Genomic DNA, 22347 nt, shown 5'->3' on the forward strand with positions numbered 1-22347 from the left:
ACCCACAAGAGTGGTCGGTTTGTAGGCTTTTTGGTTCTACATGTGGGACTGGCTTATCCGTCGTTACCCTTTAGAGACATTTCTTTTAAGGAAGAAGCGCACCCATGACTGAGAACCGTAGTTGTGTCAGAAACCACTAGAGCTCTCGCGGCGCACTCTTTCGGACATTTAGTTGTGTCAGAAACCACTAGAGCTCTCGCGGGCCCCTCTTTTGGACATTTAGTTGTGCCAAAAACCACTAGAACTCTCACGGCGCCCTCTTTTGGACATTTAGTTGTTTCAGAAACCACTAGAGCTCTCGCGAGCCCCTCTTTTGGACATTTAGTTGTGCCATAAACCACTGTAGCTCTCGCGACGCACTCTTTCGGACATTTAGTTGTGTCAGAAACCACTAGAGCTCTCGCGACGCACTCTTTCAGACATTTAGTTGTGTCAGAAACCACTAGAGCTCTCGCGACGCACTTTTTCTTTTCGATTGGATCGGTGAAGCTGACACCGTATGGTCTAGAAACTTCTACACATCCGCTTTCCTTACGCTATAGTACCGCATCGCTCTTGGTACGCCCTTCATTTGCAGACGGCCGCTATAGATCAGCTCACGCAGGCGGTATTCCAAAAAGCTATCTGTAATCGCCTGATCCAGTTGGCCCAGCACTTGCCCAATAACGCGAGCAGATTTTATAAAATCTCGATTCCCTCTCAGGATATGAATGTTTTCCGCCGCATCTACCAACGATTCGTCCCAATAGTTTTCCTCCACCGAAACGAGCCGTCCCTCCTGCCAAATACGCAAATGGGAACGATCTTCGGACAATGTCAGCCACTCGTCCTCCATCCCTCTTCTACGCTCCGAACTTAAAGGTGCCAACGCACATTCATCTTGCAAAATGAGCATCAATGAATCCGAGCTAATTGATCCCGATTGGATAAATTCCTCCCGATGCTCCGATATGCTCGGAAGCTGCGTAACTTCCTTTATAGTGTTCCGAACATATATTTCATTTGGATGGTCTTTCAACAAATAAGCACCGAACAACAAGCCGGCATACTCGCTTGCATTATCGCTGTACCACAAGGTAACCGAAGCACCTTTTGGTATAAGCGAAAGCTGGTGAACTATTGTTTGATGCTTCTCTTCTATATTTACATCCTCATCGTGAGTGTTAATGTGATCTTGTATCCATTCTTGCCTAAACGCCCGGCCTTCCGGCTCATGCAGCTTCCAGATCGGTCCAGTCGAAAACGGATCCGGCAACACGATTAATTTATCGGTGCCCCTTCGCTCCAGCTTTCGTAATGCCACTTTCAAGCTCCCTGCAAACGATTCGCCGCAGACGATATGAACCCGCTTCGTCCCTTCATCCGGTTCCCAAGGTTTAAGCTGCTCGGGCTGAAGCCTCGACAATTTGTCGTACAACTCCGCAAGCTCCCCATGCAACTTCTCCTTCTTATCTTCATCATGGCTCGCTATCTCCACTCTCAGCATCACTTGTCCAAGCAGCTGCCTTACCTCATCATCCCGCAAATGCTGAATTGCCCTATTGATTTCTTTCCGTTTGTCCATTTGCTTCCCCCCTGCCTATGCTGCCTTCCAACCATTATAACAACTGCTTCTTTTCACTTCGAATTTTACCGCCCTTGCCCACTCCAATCCAATCCCCTATTGCATATTGTTAAACATTCACTGATTTCTGTCCAAAATCATTCGGTTCCCGTCCGCTGCTACTCCTCATATACTGAGTTCCAGAGGCCAATTACTCTTCATATATTGAGTTTTGGAGGTGAGTCATTTGCTTCAAATGCCATGGTATACAAAAGCTCTCGGTCTAATCGGCCAGCCTGTAGGCGTCTCACTTGTCAACGGCCAAGGCGTAACCGGCGTATTGTGCAGCTTAAGCGGCGGAAATGTGGTCGTGCAGGAATATTTGTATCAAAGTCAATTCGCCACCAAGCATTACCCTTTTGGCACGGTTCGGGACATTAACGGATTCCCCGGCTGCACAATACCCGGTCCGCTATATTAAGCTGTCTGCATAAAAAAAGGCCGCTGCATCTGTATGTGCTAGCAGCCTTTATTATTGCTCAAATCTACAGCGGCAGCGATTGCAGCTTCAAATCAAGCAAACGAAACGCTTCCTTTATACGCTCCTTAGGAACAATTCCGTAGCTGTCGCCAATGCTGACCTCAAAAAAACTGCCGCCGTCCTCTTTCTCCCTTACCGCTACAGCCAAGCCGATCCCTGTCTCCGCAGCGACATCCGCGAGCGCGTTTTCAAGCTTGTCCTTGCCTGCCTCGGCATGCACATGGAACATGTTAGACACCGGTATTTCCGGAACGGTTGCGATTCGGTGACAGCCGTTATACAGAGCTGCAAGCTCGCAAGCTTCGCGGTAATATTGCTCCATTCGGGGCAGACGCAAATCCACATAATAATCCGCCGCCAAAATGTAGGGGTAGAGGCTAATCAAATCGCCGCCGTGGCGCCTTTTCCACACCTTTGATTCCTCGGTAAAAGAAGCATCGCCCGCAAGAACGGCACCCGCAATGCCACCGATTCCTTTATAGACTGAAATATAAACGCTATCAAACAAAGCGCATACCTCTTGTGCCGTCTTTCCATAGTAAGGAAGCGTTTCGAACAACCTCGCTCCGTCCAAGTGCAGCCTTATTCCCCGCTCCCGGCAAAAGGACGACATCGCCGCAAGCTCTTCAAACGAGGGCAGCTGGCCCCCGATTTCTCTTTGGGGAAGCTCCAGCAGAACGCAAGCAACTTCCTCTTTCATCTCCAGCAAATCTCTGGGCAGAACGATCCTTGTTTGATCCGCCAACAGAACGGATTCCAAATGATGCAGCTCCTTCATCCCGTCCTTTTCATGAATTTCCAGGTGACACAGCGGATGATAGGCCACTTTCCTGTTTCCCTTTTTGTCGCTCCATATCCGGAGAGCAATTTGCTGTGCCATCGTGCCGCTCGGGAAAAAGACGGCCGTTTCTTTGCCCAACAAACGGGCCATCTTGTCCTGAAACCGCTCAATGACAGCCCCGCTCCCATACATGTCGCTATCCAGCTCTCCGCCAAACCGGTTCAGCGCTTCCTTCAGCACCGCCACATTTCTTTTCCCATGCCCCAGAAGGGGATATTGGGCTTGATTGTAACTCTCTCGCAATGATTTTTGTTTCAGCATTCCGTCTCCACACTCCTTTTTTAGTCGTTCCAACCTGTTCCCTTATCCCCTCTGCCCCTCGCTCCGTTTCCTCCGTATGTTATCCAAAAAAACATCAAGGCCATAAAAAACGACGATGCCCGCCGTATATCTGACCAAATCTACCGTCAAAAAGCCCCGGCCCAGTACAAGCCCGCCCAGTACAGTATTTCTGATTTGATTCATCCATTCCGCTTGATAAAGCTGGGTCGTTTCGATGCCTAAGCAAAACAACAGACTTAAGAGCAGCGCCCATCCCATCCGTTTCCGAGTGCCGATTGCGCGCAAGCCGCAATAAATCATTGCCGCCCATAACGCATCGCCAAAATGAGACGCTACAAACGGGGGCAGCCGATCCCCCCATATCCTCGTGCTCAAGCCTGCTGCCAAAACGAGCATTGTCACAGCCATGTAGGCTATTTTCGCTTTCACTTAGCTTTACCCGCTTTCTTTATGCGATGACCTGGTTTTCCGCTATCTCTACATTTCCTAACTCATACTATCATTTTAACTTTCAAAAACAGGTTCCATCAAGGCGAACCCAACTCAGTTGTCTCTTCTTCCATTTGGGAGTATAATTCTTCCATAAAACTTAATCGGCATATACTCATCTTTTTAGATAGGGAGGAATTATAATGGTTTTTGTAGCATTATTGCGTGGAATAAACGTTGGCGGGAACAACAAAATCGATATGAAGCTGCTCAAAGCAACCTTCGAAAGAAGCGGCATGAACAACGTCGTGACCTACATTAATACGGGGAATATCATTTTTTCAAATGAGAGTGATTCCCCGGCAGAGCTGTCCTCTATTCTCGAAAAAGCCATTCTAGAAGACTTTGGCCTGTCTATCAAGGTGTTGATTCGTTCTAAGACCAACATCGAGAAGATAATGGCCTCGCTTCCCGAAAACTGGTCTAACGATCAGAGTATGAGAAGCGACGTCCTTTACCTTTGGGACGAAATAAATACGAAAACCGTAATGGAACAGCTCCCCTTTCGGGAAGGCATTGATCGGGCCATATACGTTCCCGGAGCCGTCCTCTGGTCCTACGATCGGGAGAATGCAGGCAAAAGCGGACTGAACAAAGTTGTCGGCTCTAAGTTTTACAGCTTTATAACCATCCGCAACGTAAATACGGCACGTAAAATTTACGCGCTGATGCAAGCGGCAGACCATTAAGCCCTATTCAAGCCCAATAAGCGGCCCAATTGCTGAACGCTTCCGGCATAAAAGGTCGGTTTAGTCGTTAAACTCGTCGAAGTTTAGATGTTTGACGGTCAGAGGTTCCCCTTGAGTTATTTTGGCAATGGCTTCCTCGTAAAAGTAGTTGTCCCACTTCATCATATGGCAAATGATATCTTTATGCTCCATTTCCCTTCAGCGACCGGAGTGTTCCAAACCTCTTCCTCAAGCTTATTCAAACGGTCTACATATGGAATAAATGCCTTAAACTCTTCTACCATTTCTCCTATAAAATCCCAACATATTCTGAATTGACTATAGCATGGCGAAAAATCTATGTATAGAACAGATGGACTTCCTTAACTTAGTTTCAAGCCCTTTTTGCAATGAAAAAGGTAAACAATAACCGCGATAGCGGGAGGATACAGCGCCGACCAGCCCAAAAACGGGTATAGGCACAAAGTGCTTCCAAGCGATATGAAAGCGCAAGCCCGCCCAAACTTATGGCCCTTCAGAAGACGAACGCCAGCCAGACAGCCTGCGATATAAATCGCGATAAAAGTGGCGTTCGGCCACTCAATCAACTGCGCGAGCGTAACGACTTTGCTGTAAAGCAACACAAGCGTTAGAAGACTGCCTCCCCCAACAAACAGCAAACCTCCCACCGGCGTTCCATATCGGCGATGCAGCAAACCTAGCATCTTCGGGGCCGCCCCGTCCTTGGCAAGCGTATAGGCAACGCGGGAAGCAGCGCTGAAATAAGCGTTGTGAGTCGCAAAACAAATAAACAATGCGGCAATCGCTACAATCCATCCCCCCGCTTTTCCCAGCGCCAATTGCACCATTACGCTTAAAGAGGCAGCAGAGCCTTCGCCGACATAACTTCCTGTGGCAATCGTAAAATAGGCCACTGCAAAATAGAGCAGCGCCACGATGCCAGCACTCCACAAAACGCCGCGAATGGCATCCCGCTCGGGATCAACAAATTCGGAAGAAAGATGCGTCACCGCCTCCCAGCCGATAAAACACCAAAAGAGCAAACCGGCAGCCTTAACTACACTAAGCCAGCCATTCGGGACAAATGGGGTGAAGTTTTGTGCCGATTGATACGGAATGGCCGCACAAATCGCGAGCAGCAGAATCGCTATAATAGAGACAATAACTACCGTTTGCACTTTCCCAGCCAGCTTTAAACCAAATACATTCAGCAGAAGAGGCACGATCGTAAGAAGAGCCGCCGCCGTGTAAATTTGATCGTTCCCCCAATTTAATACAATTCCGATATAGTTAGCACCAGTAAGCGTCAATACAGCACCTCCGAGCGGGACGGACAGCAAAAAAAACCATCCGACCAAACGGCCGTAATGAGCGCCGAACGCCAGCTTGGCGAAATGCGCCACTCCTCCTGAACTCGGATATTTTGACGCGAGCAGCCCCATGGTCACCCCCATCGGAACGACCAGTACCGACATCGCAAGCCATGCCAAAATAGAAGCGGGGCCTGCGATTTCCGCCGCCATTCCGGGGATAAGCAAAATTCCCGAACCGACTACCGATCCGATATAAAGGGCTACGATTTGCGGAAGCTTCAACACTGGTTTAAGGCCCATTTTGTGATCGGAAGGAAGTGCCATATGCTCTTTGCTCCTTGCTAGATGGAATTTATTTGTTTATAACATACCGAATATTTGTCACCTGTAAAAGGGGCAGATTCTCTCTTCCTAAAGGGGGGCAACCTCCCCGCAACTCTCACGCTCAACAAAAAAAGCGCCTCCCCGGAAGCGCTCCCTCTTGCATTTATTTTTAGTCCCACCGTGTCAAAATGATTGGACCTTCCTTCGTAATCGCAATGGTATGTTCAAATTGAGCCGCCCACCCACCGTCCACCGTTCTCGCTGTCCAGCCGTCTCTGGCGACATAAACGTCCGGTCTCCCCGTCGTAATGATGGGCTCCACCGTAATGACCATGCCTTCTTCCAGCTTAACGCCTTGACCCGGCGGGCCAAAATGAAACACTTCGGGAAATTCGTGCATCTTGCGTCCGATGCCGTGTCCAACAAATGATCTAACGACATGAAAGCCTTCCCGCTCCGCCCGAGACTGGACGGCATATCCGATATCTCCGATGCAGTTTCCGGGAAGCGCAACGGCTATGCCGTCCAGCAGCGATTGTTTCGCCACACGAAGCAATTTCTCCGTTGCCGGGGTCGAGCGTCCGATAATATATGTCCAAGCGGAATCCGCTTTCCATCCGTTTACATCCGCCACCATATCGATGGTCAACACATCCCCAGACTCCAGAGGCTCGGTATCGGGAAAGCCATGACAAACCACATCGTTTACTGAAGCGCAAGTCGCATACGGGTATCCTTTATAGCCCTTCTGGGCAGGCGTTGCGCCCCGGTCCAGCATAAAGCGCTCTACAAAACGGTCGATTTCCCTTGTTGTTACACCAGGGGCAAGCCGGGTCGACAATGCCTTATGACAGGCGGCAACAATCCGTCCGGCCTTTCGGATTCCTTGAATATGTTCCCGCGTTTTCAACTCCAATGCCATGCGCGAAGCCTCCTTCTCGATCTTGCATCACAGAATATGGGGGTATATGCTACCCTATTCCGCAGAAGGAGAACTCAGACCCTTTTCATACAGGCATTAGTGAAAAAACATGATCCCTCGTTTTCAGCAGACGCTGCATATGTTTTAGGGCCTGGACTATACTTTCTCCAATTGCTCCAGTTCCTTGTTTTTTTCATTAAATCTGTCGTTATGGGAGGAGACGTAGGCGTAAGGCGATGCTTCCGGGTCCATATATACTTTGGCGCTGTTAAGTGCAAGAATGGCATCGGTAAACGTTCCGGCAATCAATCCAACCTTGCTTTCAAAACCTATAAAATCCCCAGCTCCGAAGATGCCTGGAATATTGGTCTCCATCTTCGGACTAACATTTGCTTTCCATTCCCCCATATCGAAGCCCCAATCGCGGATCGGGCCGAAGTCGCTTCTCATGCCATGATTTACAATAACGGCATCCACTTCTACGGTCTGCTCTTCTTCCGACTCGACATGTTGAATGACCACCTGCGAAATGGATTTGCCGTCCGTACTATGTAGTCCCTTGACCGTATAAGGCGTAAGCACGTTAACCGAAGACTGCTTCATCATCGTCACATTCCGTTCCAATCCTCCAAAGCTGTCTCTGCGATGGACGACCGTTACGCTAGCTGCGACCGGCTCCAGTTCATTCGCCCAGTCAACCGCGGAATCGCCTCCTCCAGAGATCAATACATGTTTGCCGCGGAAGCTTTCGAGATTTTGTACCGTATAATACAAGTTGGATACCTCATAGCGGTCCGCTCCTTCAATCTCAAGCTTCGCCAGTTTACGTATGCCGTAACCGCAAGCCATAATGATGGTTTTTGTAAAATGCCGCGCACCGCTCGCCGCCGTTAGTACAAACGTGCCGTCCGGCCGCTTGTCCATCCCTGTAATTTGCTCGCTCATTACAATCGTAGGATCGAATGTTTTTCCTTGCTGAATGATTTGCTCCAGCAGCTTTTCGGCCCGAATCGGCGTTACGCCTCCGACATCCCACACAATTTTTTCCGGATAAAGAAGCATCCTTCCGCCTAGCTGGTCTTGAGCTTCAATAAGCTTTGTTTTGAGCTCGCGCATCCCGCTGTAAAACGCCGTATATAATCCGGCAGGTCCCCCGCCGATAATCGTTACATCAAAAAGCTCTTGCTGTTCTAGCATACCTATGTATCCTCCCTTAGTGCATTCACGTTGTGATAATGATTATTATTATCTTCAATATACAACAAATGAGAGCTATTCTCAAATATATATTCATTTATCCGATGCTGATCCCGGCTAAAACGGCTGCCCGATTTGAAATTGGACATAACAAAAAGGCCTTGCCTCCCGCCGAAGCGAAAAACAAGGACCGTAACCATTATGACTCATCCCACCGAAGAATTCATTCTGCCAAGCTCATCCTCAACCAATGTCGTAAGTTCATCCTCATATCCACCTGTGATGCGATATTTGCGAATGTAATCCTTCACAAATTTACGCGCGTCCTTGGGCTGGAAAATTCTCGTTAGTTCCTTCAGGCTTTCCTTGACTTCATTCTGGCTATGCTTCGCCATGAAATCTCCTCCCTTATACGATGGATGGTCGTCCTAAACAGCAGTATCCGAGAACGTATGCGGCTCTTACACCAAGAGCCCTCCGGTGCAGGCAATTCCATGGCCAATGAGTCACAATGTTTTCATTTTTCTTACTATTATAACAGTTAGCCAGTGAATAGGAAAGTAAACAAAATGTTCAGATCGCCTTCAATCTTCCCTCATTCCTGTATCTGTGCCTTCCGTCTGTTCTCGCTCTCCGGAGCTCTCGACCCGAAAATTTGAAGCAGAAGGCGGGGCATTCTCTCCGGCTTCTTCAGGAGGCGCCGCCAGCTTTTCCTTGCGAAATAACCTAAGATAAGCGATAACGCCAATGACGCCAACCGCAATGCCAAACGCCAGCAGCAGCGTCGTCATCCACCCTTGATCCATGCCCTCACCTCCATTCGCATAACCTTTTTATCGGACAAAAAGTTCCGCTAATGTATGTGCAACATGCACAAAAAGGCTTCCATTTATTTGCTATCATTATATCGAATCCCACAATCACTGGCAACTCATGGAACAAAAGTAAGATGATTTCCAAAATAAAGAATCGGTTAAAGCAGCCGATAAGCTCCGCTTCCCCAAGCGAGCAGATGGCCGTCTTCATCCTTAACTTCCGCTTCAAGCGTGATGGTTCTTCTCGTCCGATGACGCAGTTCCGCCTCGCAAAGAAGCAGTCCTCCTCTGCTGCTGGCCAAAAAGTGAGTGTTCATCGTCGCCGTTACCGTTTTTTCACTTGTTTCCGCCAGCATCACGATCAAACCCATCGCATTGTCCATGAGGGACATGAGCACTCCCCCGTGGACAATGCCTAGCAGGTTTAAATGAGAGGGAGCAATATCGAGGCAAATCGTCGCCTTGCGCGAATCGGCCTGCACCACTTCACAACCTAGCATCCCCCAGAACGTTCCTTTAGCCAGCTCTGCAAGACGGGTCAATTGACCGGCATCGTCCGCCTGCTGTACAAACCATTGATCATCCATGCCGACTATTCCTTCCCTTCATCGGAAGAAGCTCCTCCCAGCTCAAAGTCCTCCTCTGCAAGCTTCCGTCGCAGCACTTTGCCCACCATCGTTTTTGGAAGCGTTTCCCTGAAGGCATAATGATGCGGCACCTTATAAGCTGCCAGCCGGTCTCTGCACCACCTATCCAGTTGGCTGCGGGACACTTGCCAGCCTTCCTTCAGTACAATGTACGCCTTAACCGTCTCTCCTCTATATTCGTCTCTAACCCCAACCACTGCCGCTTCCCTAACTGCGGGATGCTCGAACAGCACCTCTTCCACTTCGCGAGGATAGATATTGAAGCCGCTGGCAATAATAACATCCTTGATCCTATCCATTATCGTAAAATAGCCGTCCTCATCCATCGTCGCCAAATCGCCTGTGCGAAGCCACCCGTCTTTCAGTACCCGATCGGTTTCCTCCGGCCTGTTCCAATAGCCTTTCATGACCTGCGGTCCTTTGACGACCAATTCGCCAAGCTCTCCCTGCGGAAGATGCAGCCCCGTCTCCGGATCCATTACCGCCGCCTCGGTATCCGGCAACGGAACGCCGATGGTTCCAATTTTACGGTGCCCCCAAATCGGATTAGCATGGGTAACGGGCGCAGCCTCCGTCAGCCCGTATCCCTCAATCAGCCTTCCCCCGCTCATCGTTTCAAACTGCTCCTGTACCTCTAACGGCAGAGCAGCCGAGCCGCTTATGCAAATATTGACGGAGGACAAATCCGTTTTCACTACGCCGGGATGATTCAGAAGCGCGACATACATCGTTGGAGCGCCTGGGAAAATAGACGGTTTCTGATCTTCTATCGTTTTAAGAACTGCCTCCGTTTCGAATCTCGGCAGAAGGACGAGCGTCCCCGCTTTGTACACGGACATATTCATAAGAACGGTCAATCCAAAGACGTGAAACAGCGGCAATGCGGCCAAAAACTTTTCTTTTCCATTTTCCGCTCTATAGCACCATGAAGCGATTTGAAGCGTATTTGCGACCAAATTTCCGTGTGTCAGCATTACGCCCTTCGGCGTGCCGGTCGTCCCTCCCGTGTATTGCAGAGCGGCGATATCGTCACTTCCGGCCAACTCGGGCAGCTCTACCGAAGGAGCTTTCCCGCTCAAAAGCTTGCGGTAGGCAAACACGCCTTGTTTTCCATAAGGAATATTCGAACGGAACCCTTCTTTTCGTTGTTTAAGGGGGTAAAGCATATTTTTAGGAAACGGCAAGGCGTCTTTAATAGAGGTAATAAAAACATGCTTCAGCTCCGGGAGGGGGCCGTCTTGGGGTGCGCTCCCCCTCACTCGGGCTACACGGGCATACAGCAGATCAAGTGTAATGATTCCAACCGCGCCGCTGTCTTTCAATTGATGCTCCAGTTCTCGTTCCACGTATAGCGGATTGGTCTGAACCACTACGCCGCCAGCAAACAAAACCGCATAATAGGAAACGACAGCCTGAGGACAATTCGGGAGCATAATGGCGATTCGATCCCCCCTCGCCACTCCTCTGGCCGCAAGCTCGCTGGCCAGCCTGATCGATTGCGCATGGAGCTCCCGGTAGGTCATGCTTTTGCCCATAAAATAAACAGCGTCGCTATCTGGGTAATGGTTAACGGCATGAACAAGAAACTTAGCAATGCTCGTATCGGGATAGGTTAACGAATAGCTCACTTCAACCGGGTAATGACGAAGCCACGGCCGGTTGCTTTGCTCCTGCCCGGGCTGCTGCCCGGATTCAGCCTCGTTGGCGGGCTGGTCATGCAAATTGGCGTCGGCGGCTTCAGGTTCGGCTGATGTTTCGGCTATGTCGGCAGCTTCCTGCGGATCTTCCGGTCTAGGCGGTTCCATAGCGCTTCTCCCCCTCTACACTACATACTGCTCACTTCGAATGACTCGCTCCGCTATTTTCCGTTTTAAGGCGATCGTATCGGAAAGCGGTGCCCTCATCAGCTTTTTCAGCACGGACAACTGCATCTGCAAGCCGTCCCCCCGCTCCAAAGCAGCCAGCGCAATTTTGGCAAGCGCCTCTACCTTCTCCATCCCTTCCTGTATGAATACGACGGCCATCATCGCCGCAAGCCCGTTCCCGTCCTGCTTTGTTTTCTCCTTTGCGCTCGCTATTTTCTGCGACCTCAGCAAGACGCTTTCCATTGCGAAAGTGTGTATCATCAGGTCGGCTAATACGCAAAGCACCTCCTGCTCCTGCTCAAGCTTTGCGCCCAGCTTCTGAACGGCAAGGCCTCCGATGGCAAGGAACGTTTTTTTCGCTTGGGAGACTCGATACGCTTCTTTGCTTAACGGTTCTGCGAACGATGGCAAAGGCATCGGCGCAAGCAGTTCTTCTTGCAAAGCCTGCGCTTTTTGCAACAGCGGAATTTCCCCTTTCAGCGCTTTTTTCATAAGCGTTCCCGGTATGAGCATGCGGTTGATTTCGTTGGTGCCTTCAAAAATCCGGTTAATCCGCGAATCGCGGTAAATCCTCTCTACCTTATATTCCCGGATGTATCCGTAGCCGCCGTGAATTTGCACCCCCTCGTCGATGACAAAGTCCAGTGCTTCGGAACCGAACACTTTGACGATGGAGCATTCAATCGCATATTCGCCTATAGCCTTGGCTGCGCTGGCTCCCGCGTCCCCGGCTCCCCGGCTTGCGTCCTCGTCTCCGCCCGTTTCAGAACCGCCGAGCATAACGTCGATCCATCCCGCCGTTCTATAAAGCATGCTTTCCAGCGCGAACGTGCGAATATTCATATCCGCCAGCTTTGCTCCGATTAAAGGGTAGCTTGATATGGCCCGCCCGAATTGCTTGCGAGTATTCCCATATCCCGCCGCCAGTTCAATCGTCTCCTTCGAGGAGCCAAGGCAAGCCGCACCTAGCTTGAACCGTCCGATGTTCAAAATGTTAAAGGCGATCAAATGGCCTTTCCCGACCTCTCCGAGCACATTTTGAACGGGTACCGCCACATCTTCAAAAAACAGCGGGCATGTGGAAGAGCCCTTAATGCCCATCTTATGCTCCTCAGGCCCGACGCTGAACCCCGCCATGTCCCGTTCTACAATAAAAGCGGTAAACTTCTCGCCGTCGACTTTTGCGTACACGATAAACAGGTCCGCAAATCCAGCGTTTGTAATATACAATTTGGACCCGTTCAGTAGATAATGGCTGCCGTCCTCCGCAAGCTTTGCCGTTGTCTTGGCGCCTAGCGCATCCGAGCCCGATGCCGGTTCAGTCAAGCAATAAGCGGCAATTTTTGCGCCCGAGGCCAAATCCGGCAAGTAACGTTCTTTCTGCTGGGCCGTACCAAAAAATACGATCGGCAGCGTGCCGATTCCCGTATGCGCTCCAACCGAGAGGGCAAAAGAGGACGCTCTCGCCATCGTCTCTGCAAGCAGCGTTGTACTGACCTTGTCTAAACCGAGCCCCCCGTATGGCTCCGGCACATCCGCTCCAAGCAAGCCGAGCTCGCCCGCTTTTCTCATCAGCTCGACCGTCAACTCATAATTGAGCGCCTCAATCTCCGCGTCCTTCGGCAGCAGCTCCGCCGCTATAAATTGTTCCGCTGCCTGCGACATCAGCCGTTGCTCCTCCGTGAAGTCTTCGGGCGTTACGACCGACTCCGGCTTGCTGTCTTCGACGACGAATCGACCGCCGAACCGTTTCGTTTCCATCATCCCTCAGCCCTCCTCTATGATGGTTTAACTTTAGGAAAATCACATTAAGAGCGTAGCCGAGCATCAAACTCTCCACTAAATTGATGTTTGTTCCGCTCAATTTGTGCTTGTGTAAACCTCCAGCACGCCTGCCGCTCCCATTCCACCGCCCACGCACATCGTCACCACGCCGATACCCCCGCCTCTGCGCCCTAACTCATGAATTAGGGATACCGTCAGCTTCGTACCCGTACAGCCCAGCGGATGGCCCAGCGCGATGGCTCCTCCGTTCACATTTACTTTTTCGGGATCGAGCTTAAGCTCGCGAATAATAGGAACGCACTGCGCGGCGAACGCCTCGTTCAGTTCGAATAAATCGACTTCGTCCTTCGTAATTCCGGCCTTTTTCAGCGCTTTGGGAACCGCCTCAATCGGCCCGATCCCCATCACTTCAGGAGCTACGCCCGCCACGCTGAAGCTTCGGAATGAAGCCAGCGGCTTAAGGCCCAGCTCGGCTGCCCGCTGCCTGCTCATGACAATGACTGCGGCAGCTCCGTCGCTCATTTGCGAGGCGTTCCCCGCCGTTACCGTCCCTTCTCTGGCAAAAGAAGGCTTAAGCGGCGCCAGCGTTCCCGCCGTCGTCTCCGGTCTGACCCCCTCGTCAATCGCAAATGTAAAGGTTCTCTCCCATGGACGGCCGTTGTCGTCCGTACCGGATCTTCTGACGGTAAGCGGGACGATTTCCTGTTGAAAAAGCCCGGCGGCAATAGCGGTAGCCGCCTTCTGATGGCTGGAAGCGGCAAAGGCGTCCTGCGATTCGCGGGATACGCCGTACCTGCGCGCCACCTCTTCCGCCGTATGGCCCATGCCCATATACACTTCTGGCATGGAATCTACAATTCCGGGATGCGGGGACAACCGGAAGCCCGTCATCGGCACATGGCTCATGCTCTCTACGCCTCCCGCCAGCACGACCTCCGCTTCCCCAAGCTTGATTCGTTCCGCAGCATAAGCTATGGACTGCAATCCTGAGGCGCAGAACCGGTTAACGGTTACGGCAGGCGTCGTATCGGGCAGTCCCGCATACAGCGAAATAATTCTTGCAACGTTAAGCCCTTGCTCCCCCTCAGGCATTGCGCAGCCGAATATGACATCTTCGATATCTTCGCTTTTTAGAGCGGGCACTCTCTCCAGCGCTCCTTGAATAACGGCTCTGCCTAAATCTTCCGCTCTCGTCTCCGCGAAGCTGCCCCTCTGCGCTTTGCCTACTGCGGTACGAACGGCGGACACAATAACGGCATCCCGGGCATGCTCCCGAAATCGCGATTTCTTGTTCATTCTTTTCCCCCTTTCAATTGCGAAGCGGTTTGCCTGTAGCCAGCATATGGCTCATGCGCTCCTGGGTTTTGCGCTCGCCGCACAGGCTCAAGAATGCCTCGCATTCCAGATCGAGCAAATATTGCTCGCTTACTTCAGTGCCAGAACGCACATCTCCGCCGGCCAGCACATACGCCAGCTTGCTTCCGATCAGAGCGTCGTGCCGACTGATCGAACCGGACAGCCGCATCGAGTGCACCGCCAGCTTCAGCACGGCCGCACCTTCCCGGCCCGCTACCGGGATACGTTCGGCAGTAGGAGGCGAGTAGCCCGCGCGGTCCAGCTCCAGCACCGCCCGCTTCGCCTCGGCGATTCGCGATTCTTGCCGGGCAATCACTCGATCTTGCGGCCTGAGCAGTCCGTGCCTTTTGGCTTCATGACCGCTCGTAGACGCTTTCGCCATTGCGATCGTTTCAAAAAGCGCACCTAGCGACGACTGCCAATCGACAGCGCTCCCTCTTCCTCCCCCTGACGCGGCAATCGCCCTGCCTGCTGCCAGCCATGCGGCTTCCTTGCATCCCCCGCCGGCGGGAATGAGGCCAACCCCCGTTTCGACCAGACCGAAATACGTCTCCGGCGACAGAATAATTTGATCCGCTGGGAGACAGGCCTCCACACCCCCTCCAAGCGTCATCCGATGAGGGGCCGCCACAACTGGCCGCTCGAGGCGCTTCAGCCTAAGCATGCTATCCTGGAAAAAGCGAATAATTTCCTCGACCTCATCCCATTCCCCGTTCTGCGCTTCCATCAGCAGCAGCATCAGGTTAGCCCCTACGCAAAAATTGCGCCCTTCATTGGCAAGCACAAGGCCCCGCCAATTTCGCGACACTTCCTGAACCGACTGCCTGATTGCTGTCAAAATTTCTCCGCCAATCGCATTGTTCGCGGAATGGAATTCCAGACAAACCACATCGTCGCCTATATCGATCAAGCTTGCTCCGGATGTGGACAACACGGTACGTCCAGCAGCTTTAAGCTTGGCGAGCGAAATGATATCATCATCCGGCTCCTCCGCCGCGTAGCCTCCTGTCGTTGCGTAATAGCGTTTATTTTCCGACTCGCGGTAAAAGCTGCTATGTCCGTCGGCGAGCCAAGCTTCCACCCACTCCGGGATAGACTCCCCTTCCCGTTTCATTCGCTCCACCGACCGTTCGACGCCAATCGCATCCCATAATTCGAATGGGCCCAACTCCCAGTTGAAGCCCCACCGCATCGCCCGATCGATATCCGTAATGGAATCTGCAATAATTCCGACTTGCGAGGCGGAATAAAGCAGCGTTTTTTTCAGCGTTGACCAGGCGAATTGGGCATGTTTATGTTCAGGTACCGCCCCAAGCAGCGCTTTTGTTTTCGCCGCCGCGCCTTTGGCCGCTTTCGCCGCATCGATAACAGGCGAGGAAACGCGCTTTTGCTCCTCGTAATCAAGCGTGTCGAGATGAAGAGACAGGATGCGGCTTTTGCCGTCCGCCCCTTTTATTTTCCGATAGAAGCCCGCTCCCGACTTTTCGCCTAACCTGCCAAGCCCCACAAGCCGCTCCAGCGCCTCCGGTCTTGCAAAAACCGCTTGCTCCGCGGCGTCCTCGCTTCTCTCCCGCACATTGTCGACCACATGAAGCAGCGTATCGAGCCCGACCAAATCAAGCATGCGAAACGTTGCCGTCTTAGGACGTCCCATCGCCGGACCCGTCAGTGCATCGGCTTCTTCCACCGTCAAACCGTAGGCCAGCGTGTCCGCGAGCGTCACCAGCATGCCGTAGGTGCCGATCCGGTTTGCAATAAAGTTCGGCGTATCCTTCGCCGCCACGACGCCTTTCCCGAGCCGTTTCTCGCAAATTTCCGTCAGCAGCGTAAGCGTCTCCGGGTCGGTATCCCCCGACGGCACCACCTCTACGAGCTTCATATAACGGGGCGGATTAAAAAAGTGGGTGGCGGCAAAATGCCGTCTAAACTCCAAACTTCGTCCTTCCGCCATCGACGCCACCGACAAACCCGACGTATTGGTGCTGACCGGAGTTCCGGGGCGGCGCACCGATTCGATAGCGGCAAGCACCTCCCTTTTTACATCCAGCCGCTCGACTACCGCCTCTACGATCCAATCCACATCGCCTAGAGAGTCTAAGTCATCGATCAAATTGCCCGGGGACACTCTGGTCGTCCAAGAAGGATCGTAAAGTTGGGCGGGCTGGGCTTTGCCCATTCTAGCGATGGCCGCAGCGGACAGCCGATTGCGGACGGCGATGTCTGACAGCCCCAACCCTTGCTTCTCCTCCTCCGGCGTCAGCTTATTCGGGACAACGTCCAGCAGCTTCACTTTAATGCCTGCGTTCGCCAAATGCGCCGCAATTCCCGCCCCCATCACGCCGGAGCCAATGACGGCCGCGCTTCGAATGGAAGCGGCATTTTTTTGCTTTGTGGATGGAAAAGGCATTTTGCAGCTTCACCTCTCTCTAGAGATAGCTTTCTTGTCACTTTTGCAGGTAGCTTCGCAGATAGCTTTGCAGTTTGCTTTGCAGTTTGCTTTGCAGTTAGCTTCCCAGTTAGCTTTGCAGTTAGCTTTGCAGTTAGCTTCCCAGTTAGCTTTGGAGTTTGCTTTACAGTCAGCTTTGCATTAGCTTAGAAGTCACTTTCGCAAATATCTTTCCTGCAGCCTCGTAATGGATGCTCTGAACGGTTCTGGCTCATTGCACATAGCGGACCGTTGCTCAATGCTTCATTGCTGTTTGGTGTGTTCGTTTATGAGCGCTCTCCAAATATGCTGTCGGCGAGCAGCTCCGCTACATCGCGGGCAACAACCCCTTTGCCGTCGGCGAGCGACTTTAAACCGTCTTCCATCATAGTTAGACAATATGGACAAGCGGAGCTGACTACGGTCGGCGCCACTTCCAATGCTTGCGCCGTTCGCGCGTAATTTACGCGCACCCCGGCATGTTCCTCCATCCACATCATGCCGCCGCCTGCGCCGCAGCACATCCCGTTTGGACCAGACCGCTCCATCTCCGCGATGGAAGCTCCCGGAATTGCCCGGATCAGCGACCGGGGAGCGTCATACGTATCGTTGTAGCGTCCCAGATAACAGGAATCGTGAACGGTAATCTTCTCCTCCAGCGCCAATCTCGGCGTAAGCTTATTTTCTTTAAGCAGCCTTGCAAGAAATTGTGTATGATGTTCGACTTTGACGCCCTCCAGTCCAAAATCGGGATATTCATTTTTAAACGTATGAAAAGTATGCGGGCAGGCGGTTACAATATGCCTCACCCCATATTTTTGCAACACGGCAATGTTGTCCCGGCACAGTTCTTGAAACAGCAGCTCGTTGCCGATTCTTCTCGCGGTGTCTCCCGAGCTTTTCTCCTCTAGACCAAGCGTCGCAAAATCGACCCCTGCTTTTGCAAGCAGCCGCACTAAGTCGTACAGCACCTTTCTGCTTCGGGAGTCGTAAGCGCCCATTGAGCCTGCCCACAGCAGCACCTCCGGAGCAGATCCGCCCGCTTTTCGCTCCCGCATCGTCGCCACCCGAATTCCGGTTTTGCTCTCGCATTCGTCAATCCACGCCGCGCGCTCCGCTCGGGGCAGACCCCACGGATTGCTTTGCCGCTCAATATTTTGAAGAGCGCGCTGACCATCCGAAGGAAGTTTTCCTTCCATTAATACAAGATGGCGGCGCATATCGATAATTTTGTCCACATGCTCATTGCCTACGGGACATTGCTCTTCGCAATTCCGGCAAGTTGTGCACGCCCACAGCTCTTCTTCCGAAATGACATCGCCAATCAGCTCAAGCTCCTCAGCCTTCGCCTCCCTTCTTTTGCTCCAAGCCTCCCCTTGTGCCGACATCGTTGGAGTGATCGAGGTCCGGCAAGACGATTCCGCCGATTCCTCTTTTCCATACGCCGCCTCCCATGCCGGAATGGTTGCGCCCATGACATGAGCACCCGCGAGGCCGGCATCTCCGCGCTGCCATAAGCTTGCCGGAAGCCAAGGAGATTTGGACGTAATCGACGCCCCCTTTTCCGTCAGATGATCTCTCAGCTTTACAATCAGATGCATCGGCGACAGCAGCTTCCCCGTGCTTGCCGCAGGACACACGTTTGTGCAGCGGCCGCATTCCACGCAGGCGTACAAATCGAGAAGCTGCTTCCTCGTAAAATGCTCCACTTTGCCCGCTCCAAACGACTCGGCCTCTTCATTTTCCAAATCGAGCGGCACCAGCCGGCCTGTCGGGGTACTGCGGCGGAAGTAGAGATTGACTGGGGCTGTAATCAAGTGAAAATGCTTGGATTGCGGAACATAGACGAGAAAAGATAATAGAACGAGCAGATGCAGCCACCAAAACAGCTCGTGTCCCGCATGGGCTAGCCAGCTTCCTTCCTCGACGCCAAGGAAATGGATCAAACGTGACAACGGTTCGCTTACGGGGGCATACGGAGACGCCACTAGTTCCGCTTTTTCGGCGGACAAGCGTTCAAAAGATAGAGTGAGCAAGACAGTCAGCATTAAGGAACCGATAAACCAAAGCACGAGCGACGGCTTCCAGCCGCGCTTCAGTCTAGCCAGCTTTTCCCCGTAGCGTCTATAGCCGCCGTACAGCATAGCGGCCAGAACAAGAGTTGCGGTGACTTCTTGCGACCACGAAAACATCGAGTAATAAGGAATCGGCAACGGGTGGCCTCCGCTAAGTCCCTTCCAAATCAAATCCGTCGCTCCAAATTGCAAAAGGATAAAGCCGTAAAAATAAACCAGATGCATCAGCCCGCTGCGCAAATCGTTTAAAAGCCGGCGATGGCCGAATACCTCCTTGCCAAAGCCGGTTCTCCCTCTCGCCCGGTAACGGGCGAACACAGCCGGAGCCCCCAGCTTTATATAGCCGATTCGCCTCCATACAACGGCAGCAAACATCCAAACGGCAATACCTATAAGCGCGGCAAAAAACAGCCATCTGATCAAAGCCTGCGCTTCCGGGAAGCTGGCGGCAAACATAGTCCATAATTTGGCTCCCTGGGTGCCGTTCCAATCCGACATTGCCTCATTTGCAAACGTTGGCGCCAGCCCTATCCATGCCATTGCTCAAACCCTCCTCCTGATCCGTTTGCCCTTTACCCGCTTCATGCCGGCAGGAATCTTTTTTTGGCGGATAGGACAAGTATTAAAGCGCTTTCATAAATAACTGCGGTGCTCAAAGTATATGATTCTCCCTTCATGAACATGCTTCTCATTCTGTTGCTGGCGGCGGTCTATTCCTCCGCTTGCCGACATAAGGTAGCACTGATGGACAGTCAAATCCCTCTGGTGCGCGAGGCCCGCGCACAGAGTTTCCAAGGGAGGCCCGTATGCTGAAAATCGTTGTGCTGCTCAAGCAAACTTTCGACACGGAAGAAAAGATAACGGTGACGTCTGGCGGCGTGGACGAACGCGAAGCCAAATTTGTCATCAACCCGTACGATGAATACGCTTTGGAGGAAGCGATTCGGCTCCGCGACAAGCATGGAGGCGAAATCGTCGCCGTCACTTGCGGCCCCGAGCGTTCGCAGGAAGCTCTTCGGACTGCGCTTGCGATTGGAGCGGACGAGGCCATTCGACTCGATATTTCCGAGGAGCTTCAGGGCGACAGCTTCGCTGCTGCGTCGGCTCTTGCCGCCGTGATCAGGCCGCTTGCTCCGCATTTGCTTCTCGCCGGACTGTTCGCCGTCGACACCGGATCGGGCAGCGTCGCTCTTCAAGTGGCCGAGCGGCTGGGGCTTCCTCATGCATCCGCAGCCGTTAAGCTGACTCTGCTAGCCGCCGCTGAGCTTGGGGATAACGGAACAACAAGTCCCCCAGCGGAGGGCGCTGCTCCCGATTCCCGCCGCCTGCCAAATGCAGAATTTTATGCGCTTGTCGAGCGAGACGCCGAAGGAGATACCGAAACGGTCGTCATCCCGCTTCCTGCACTGGTAACGGCTCAGCAGGGATTGAACGAGCCGCGTTATCCGTCCCTGCCTGGCATTATGAAAGCGAAACGCAAGCCGCTTCGTACCCTTTCCGGCGATGAGCTGGGCGATAGCTTCAATAAGGACGGCTCGCTTTCAGCACGCACCCGCCAAACAGAGCTGTTCCCTCCTCCCCCGCGCGCGGCTGGCAAACGGATCGCCGGCACCGCCGAACAACAAGCCGCTAAGCTGACCGAGCTGCTTCAAACCGAAGCAAAGGTGTTGTAGAAGGGTTGATTGGCGCTTCTTGCCCAAACTTATAAGGCAGGACAATTCAAGGAGCGGGATAGCTTAGAAAAGATTGGATAAAAGAGCTGGATCAATAAAAAATGCTTGAACAGATATAAATGCCGGATCGAAAGGGGCTTATCCCATGGCCAAAAAAATACTTGTATTCGCCGAACGCCGAGATGGAGCTCTGCGCCGCGTCGCTTTCGAAGCGCTGGGCGCAGCGAAGCGCCTCGCTGGGGAGGGCGGCTCCGTCCATGCCGTCCTCGCCGGAGCGGGCAGCGCGGCAGAAGACGCCGCGGCGCTTATCGCTAGAGGGGCGGACGTCGTTCATATCGCCGACGATCCGTCCCTCCATGTGTACGCGCCCGAGGCGTATTCCGCCGTTCTGGGCGCGGCTATGGATGCGGTGAGGCCGGACGCGCTGCTGCTCGGCCATACCGCAGCGGGGCGCGAGCTCGCGCCCCGCGTGGCCGCAGCTTACGGCGCCGGCCACATCGCCGACGTCACCGCCATCGAGCCGTCTTCGGATGGCGGTGACGTTGCATTCATTCGCCCGCTCTACGCCGGCAAGGCGTTCGAGCGGCGCAGCTTCTTGCCGGGCCACCCGTGGGTCGTCACGGTGCGCCCGAACAATTTGCCGCCAGCGGAGCCGCTGGACGCCGGCGTTCATAGCGGCAGCGCCGTAGCGCTGGCGTATACGGCGCCGCCGCTGCTCACCGCCGTGCGCGGAGTGCTTCGCCGCGCCGGAGGCCAGATCGATCTCGCCGAAGCCGACGTTGTCGTGTCGGGAGGCAGGGGCGTGCGCAGCGCAGCGGGCTTTGAACCGCTGCATGCGCTCGCCGCCGCATTCGGCGGCGCGGTCGGTGCCTCCCGCGCCGCTTGCGATGCGGGCTACTGCGATTATGCCCTGCAAATCGGGCAAACCGGCAAAGTCGTAACCCCGCAGCTCTATATCGCTTGCGGCATTAGCGGCGCCATCCAGCATCTGGCCGGCATGAGCCAGTCCCGTACGATCGTCGCCATTAACAAAGATCCCGATGCGCCTATCTTTGGCGTTGCGGATTATGCCATTGTCGGCGACCTGTTTGAAATTGTCCCTCTTCTCACTTCCGAAGTTCTGCGAACGGTACGGGCAGAATAGCTGCAAATAAGCGCCAGTCCAAGGGCTGACTCCGCTCTTTTACTGGCGCTATAAAGCTGTGTACAAAACCGCTATTCACATCTTTTCCCCGAAAAAAGTGCATAACCGGTTTTAAATCCATCCCTCGACTCTGTATCCACATGTGCATGGTTCATACCAAAACAATCTATCCACATCCTATGCCCGTCTAGAAAAAGCAGCTATCCCCCTCTCTTCTTGCGCCCCTTACCCCAACTCTCACCTATCCACAACTGCATAGCACCTTGTGTTTCACATTTTTTCTACACACGACAAAAAGCCCCGAAGCCGCTTATATCCCCCTTTTCAACCCTATTGGATCATGAATCAGTATCCAACCTGATAGAACGGGAAACATCTGCAAGCTTAAGGGGCATACGCTATCGCAGCGCGGCTATCACAA

General features: G+C 52.9%; 19 protein-coding genes. 4 read left to right on the plus strand and 15 right to left on the minus strand.

Features of this window, described 5'->3' with window-relative positions; translation table 11 throughout:
- Positions 1-514: 514 nt before the first annotated feature.
- The gene (locus ACFQZE_RS15980; RefSeq protein WP_379358724.1) at positions 515-1564 is read right to left on the minus strand and encodes a DUF1835 domain-containing protein; all 1050 of its coding nucleotides are present in this window, start codon (positions 1562-1564) and stop codon (positions 515-517) included.
- 235 nt (positions 1565-1799) lie between these two features.
- Here ACFQZE_RS15980 and ACFQZE_RS15985 point away from each other — a divergent pair, with 235 nt between their 5' ends.
- Positions 1800-2024: a hypothetical protein gene (locus ACFQZE_RS15985; RefSeq protein ID WP_379359279.1), complete on the plus strand. Its 225-nt coding sequence runs from the start codon at positions 1800-1802 to the stop codon at positions 2022-2024.
- A 64-nt stretch (positions 2025-2088) separates the two neighbouring features.
- Here ACFQZE_RS15985 and ACFQZE_RS15990 read toward each other — a convergent pair whose 3' ends face one another.
- The gene (locus tag ACFQZE_RS15990; protein ID WP_379358726.1) at positions 2089-3186 is read right to left on the minus strand and encodes a threonine aldolase family protein; all 1098 of its coding nucleotides are present in this window, start codon (positions 3184-3186) and stop codon (positions 2089-2091) included.
- Between the two features lie 42 nt (positions 3187-3228).
- On the minus strand, positions 3229-3636 hold the full coding sequence (locus tag ACFQZE_RS15995; protein ID WP_379358728.1) for a ribosomal maturation YjgA family protein: 408 nt from the start codon (positions 3634-3636) through the stop codon (positions 3229-3231).
- Positions 3637-3839: 203 nt separating this feature from the next.
- Here ACFQZE_RS15995 and ACFQZE_RS16000 point away from each other — a divergent pair, with 203 nt between their 5' ends.
- Complete coding sequence (locus tag ACFQZE_RS16000; protein WP_379358730.1) at positions 3840-4385, plus strand: DUF1697 domain-containing protein; 546 nt, start codon at positions 3840-3842, stop codon at positions 4383-4385.
- A gap of 60 nt (positions 4386-4445) precedes the next feature.
- On the opposite strand, the gene ACFQZE_RS16005 is transcribed toward ACFQZE_RS16000, so the two are convergent.
- From ACFQZE_RS16005 to ACFQZE_RS16060, 12 genes are all read right to left on the minus strand, one after another.
- A complete protein-coding gene (locus tag ACFQZE_RS16005) occupies positions 4446-4577 on the minus strand; it encodes a hypothetical protein (RefSeq protein WP_379358732.1) in 132 nt (43 codons plus the stop codon).
- A 170-nt stretch (positions 4578-4747) separates the two neighbouring features.
- Positions 4748-6022, minus strand: a complete 1275-nt coding sequence (locus ACFQZE_RS16010) for an APC family permease (RefSeq protein ID WP_379358734.1) — start codon at positions 6020-6022, stop codon at positions 4748-4750.
- 169 nt (positions 6023-6191) lie between these two features.
- Positions 6192-6944, minus strand: coding sequence for a type I methionyl aminopeptidase (gene map, locus ACFQZE_RS16015; RefSeq protein WP_379358736.1), 753 nt, complete (start codon positions 6942-6944; stop codon positions 6192-6194).
- Positions 6945-7100: 156 nt separating this feature from the next.
- Positions 7101-8141: an NAD(P)/FAD-dependent oxidoreductase gene (locus ACFQZE_RS16020; protein WP_379358738.1), complete on the minus strand. Its 1041-nt coding sequence runs from the start codon at positions 8139-8141 to the stop codon at positions 7101-7103.
- A 206-nt stretch (positions 8142-8347) separates the two neighbouring features.
- Positions 8348-8536: a hypothetical protein gene (locus tag ACFQZE_RS16025; RefSeq protein ID WP_379358740.1), complete on the minus strand. Its 189-nt coding sequence runs from the start codon at positions 8534-8536 to the stop codon at positions 8348-8350.
- A 189-nt stretch (positions 8537-8725) separates the two neighbouring features.
- The gene (locus ACFQZE_RS16030) at positions 8726-8947 is read right to left on the minus strand and encodes a hypothetical protein (protein WP_379358742.1); all 222 of its coding nucleotides are present in this window, start codon (positions 8945-8947) and stop codon (positions 8726-8728) included.
- A 167-nt stretch (positions 8948-9114) separates the two neighbouring features.
- The gene (locus tag ACFQZE_RS16035) at positions 9115-9543 is read right to left on the minus strand and encodes a PaaI family thioesterase (protein ID WP_379358744.1); all 429 of its coding nucleotides are present in this window, start codon (positions 9541-9543) and stop codon (positions 9115-9117) included.
- 5 nt (positions 9544-9548) lie between these two features.
- The gene (locus tag ACFQZE_RS16040; RefSeq protein ID WP_379358746.1) at positions 9549-11408 is read right to left on the minus strand and encodes a long-chain-fatty-acid--CoA ligase; all 1860 of its coding nucleotides are present in this window, start codon (positions 11406-11408) and stop codon (positions 9549-9551) included.
- A 15-nt stretch (positions 11409-11423) separates the two neighbouring features.
- The gene (locus tag ACFQZE_RS16045) at positions 11424-13232 is read right to left on the minus strand and encodes an acyl-CoA dehydrogenase family protein (protein ID WP_379358748.1); all 1809 of its coding nucleotides are present in this window, start codon (positions 13230-13232) and stop codon (positions 11424-11426) included.
- A gap of 96 nt (positions 13233-13328) precedes the next feature.
- Positions 13329-14549: an acetyl-CoA C-acyltransferase gene (locus ACFQZE_RS16050; RefSeq protein ID WP_379358750.1), complete on the minus strand. Its 1221-nt coding sequence runs from the start codon at positions 14547-14549 to the stop codon at positions 13329-13331.
- A 13-nt stretch (positions 14550-14562) separates the two neighbouring features.
- Positions 14563-17016 carry a 3-hydroxyacyl-CoA dehydrogenase/enoyl-CoA hydratase family protein gene (locus tag ACFQZE_RS16055; protein WP_379358752.1) on the minus strand — a complete coding sequence of 818 codons (2454 nt, stop codon included), beginning with the start codon at positions 17014-17016 and terminating at the stop codon, positions 14563-14565.
- A 305-nt stretch (positions 17017-17321) separates the two neighbouring features.
- Positions 17322-19565 carry a (Fe-S)-binding protein gene (locus ACFQZE_RS16060; protein ID WP_379359281.1) on the minus strand — a complete coding sequence of 748 codons (2244 nt, stop codon included), beginning with the start codon at positions 19563-19565 and terminating at the stop codon, positions 17322-17324.
- Between the two features lie 353 nt (positions 19566-19918).
- Here ACFQZE_RS16060 and ACFQZE_RS16065 point away from each other — a divergent pair, with 353 nt between their 5' ends.
- A complete protein-coding gene (locus tag ACFQZE_RS16065; RefSeq protein ID WP_379359283.1) occupies positions 19919-20782 on the plus strand; it encodes an electron transfer flavoprotein subunit beta/FixA family protein in 864 nt (287 codons plus the stop codon).
- Positions 20783-20927: 145 nt separating this feature from the next.
- Entirely contained in the window at positions 20928-21926 is a 999-nt protein-coding gene (locus ACFQZE_RS16070; protein WP_379358754.1) for an electron transfer flavoprotein subunit alpha/FixB family protein, read from the plus strand.
- Positions 21927-22347 lie beyond the last annotated feature (421 nt).

Source organism: Paenibacillus sp. GCM10027627 (assembly GCF_042675505.1).
Taxonomy (GTDB): domain Bacteria; phylum Bacillota; class Bacilli; order Paenibacillales; family Paenibacillaceae; genus Pristimantibacillus.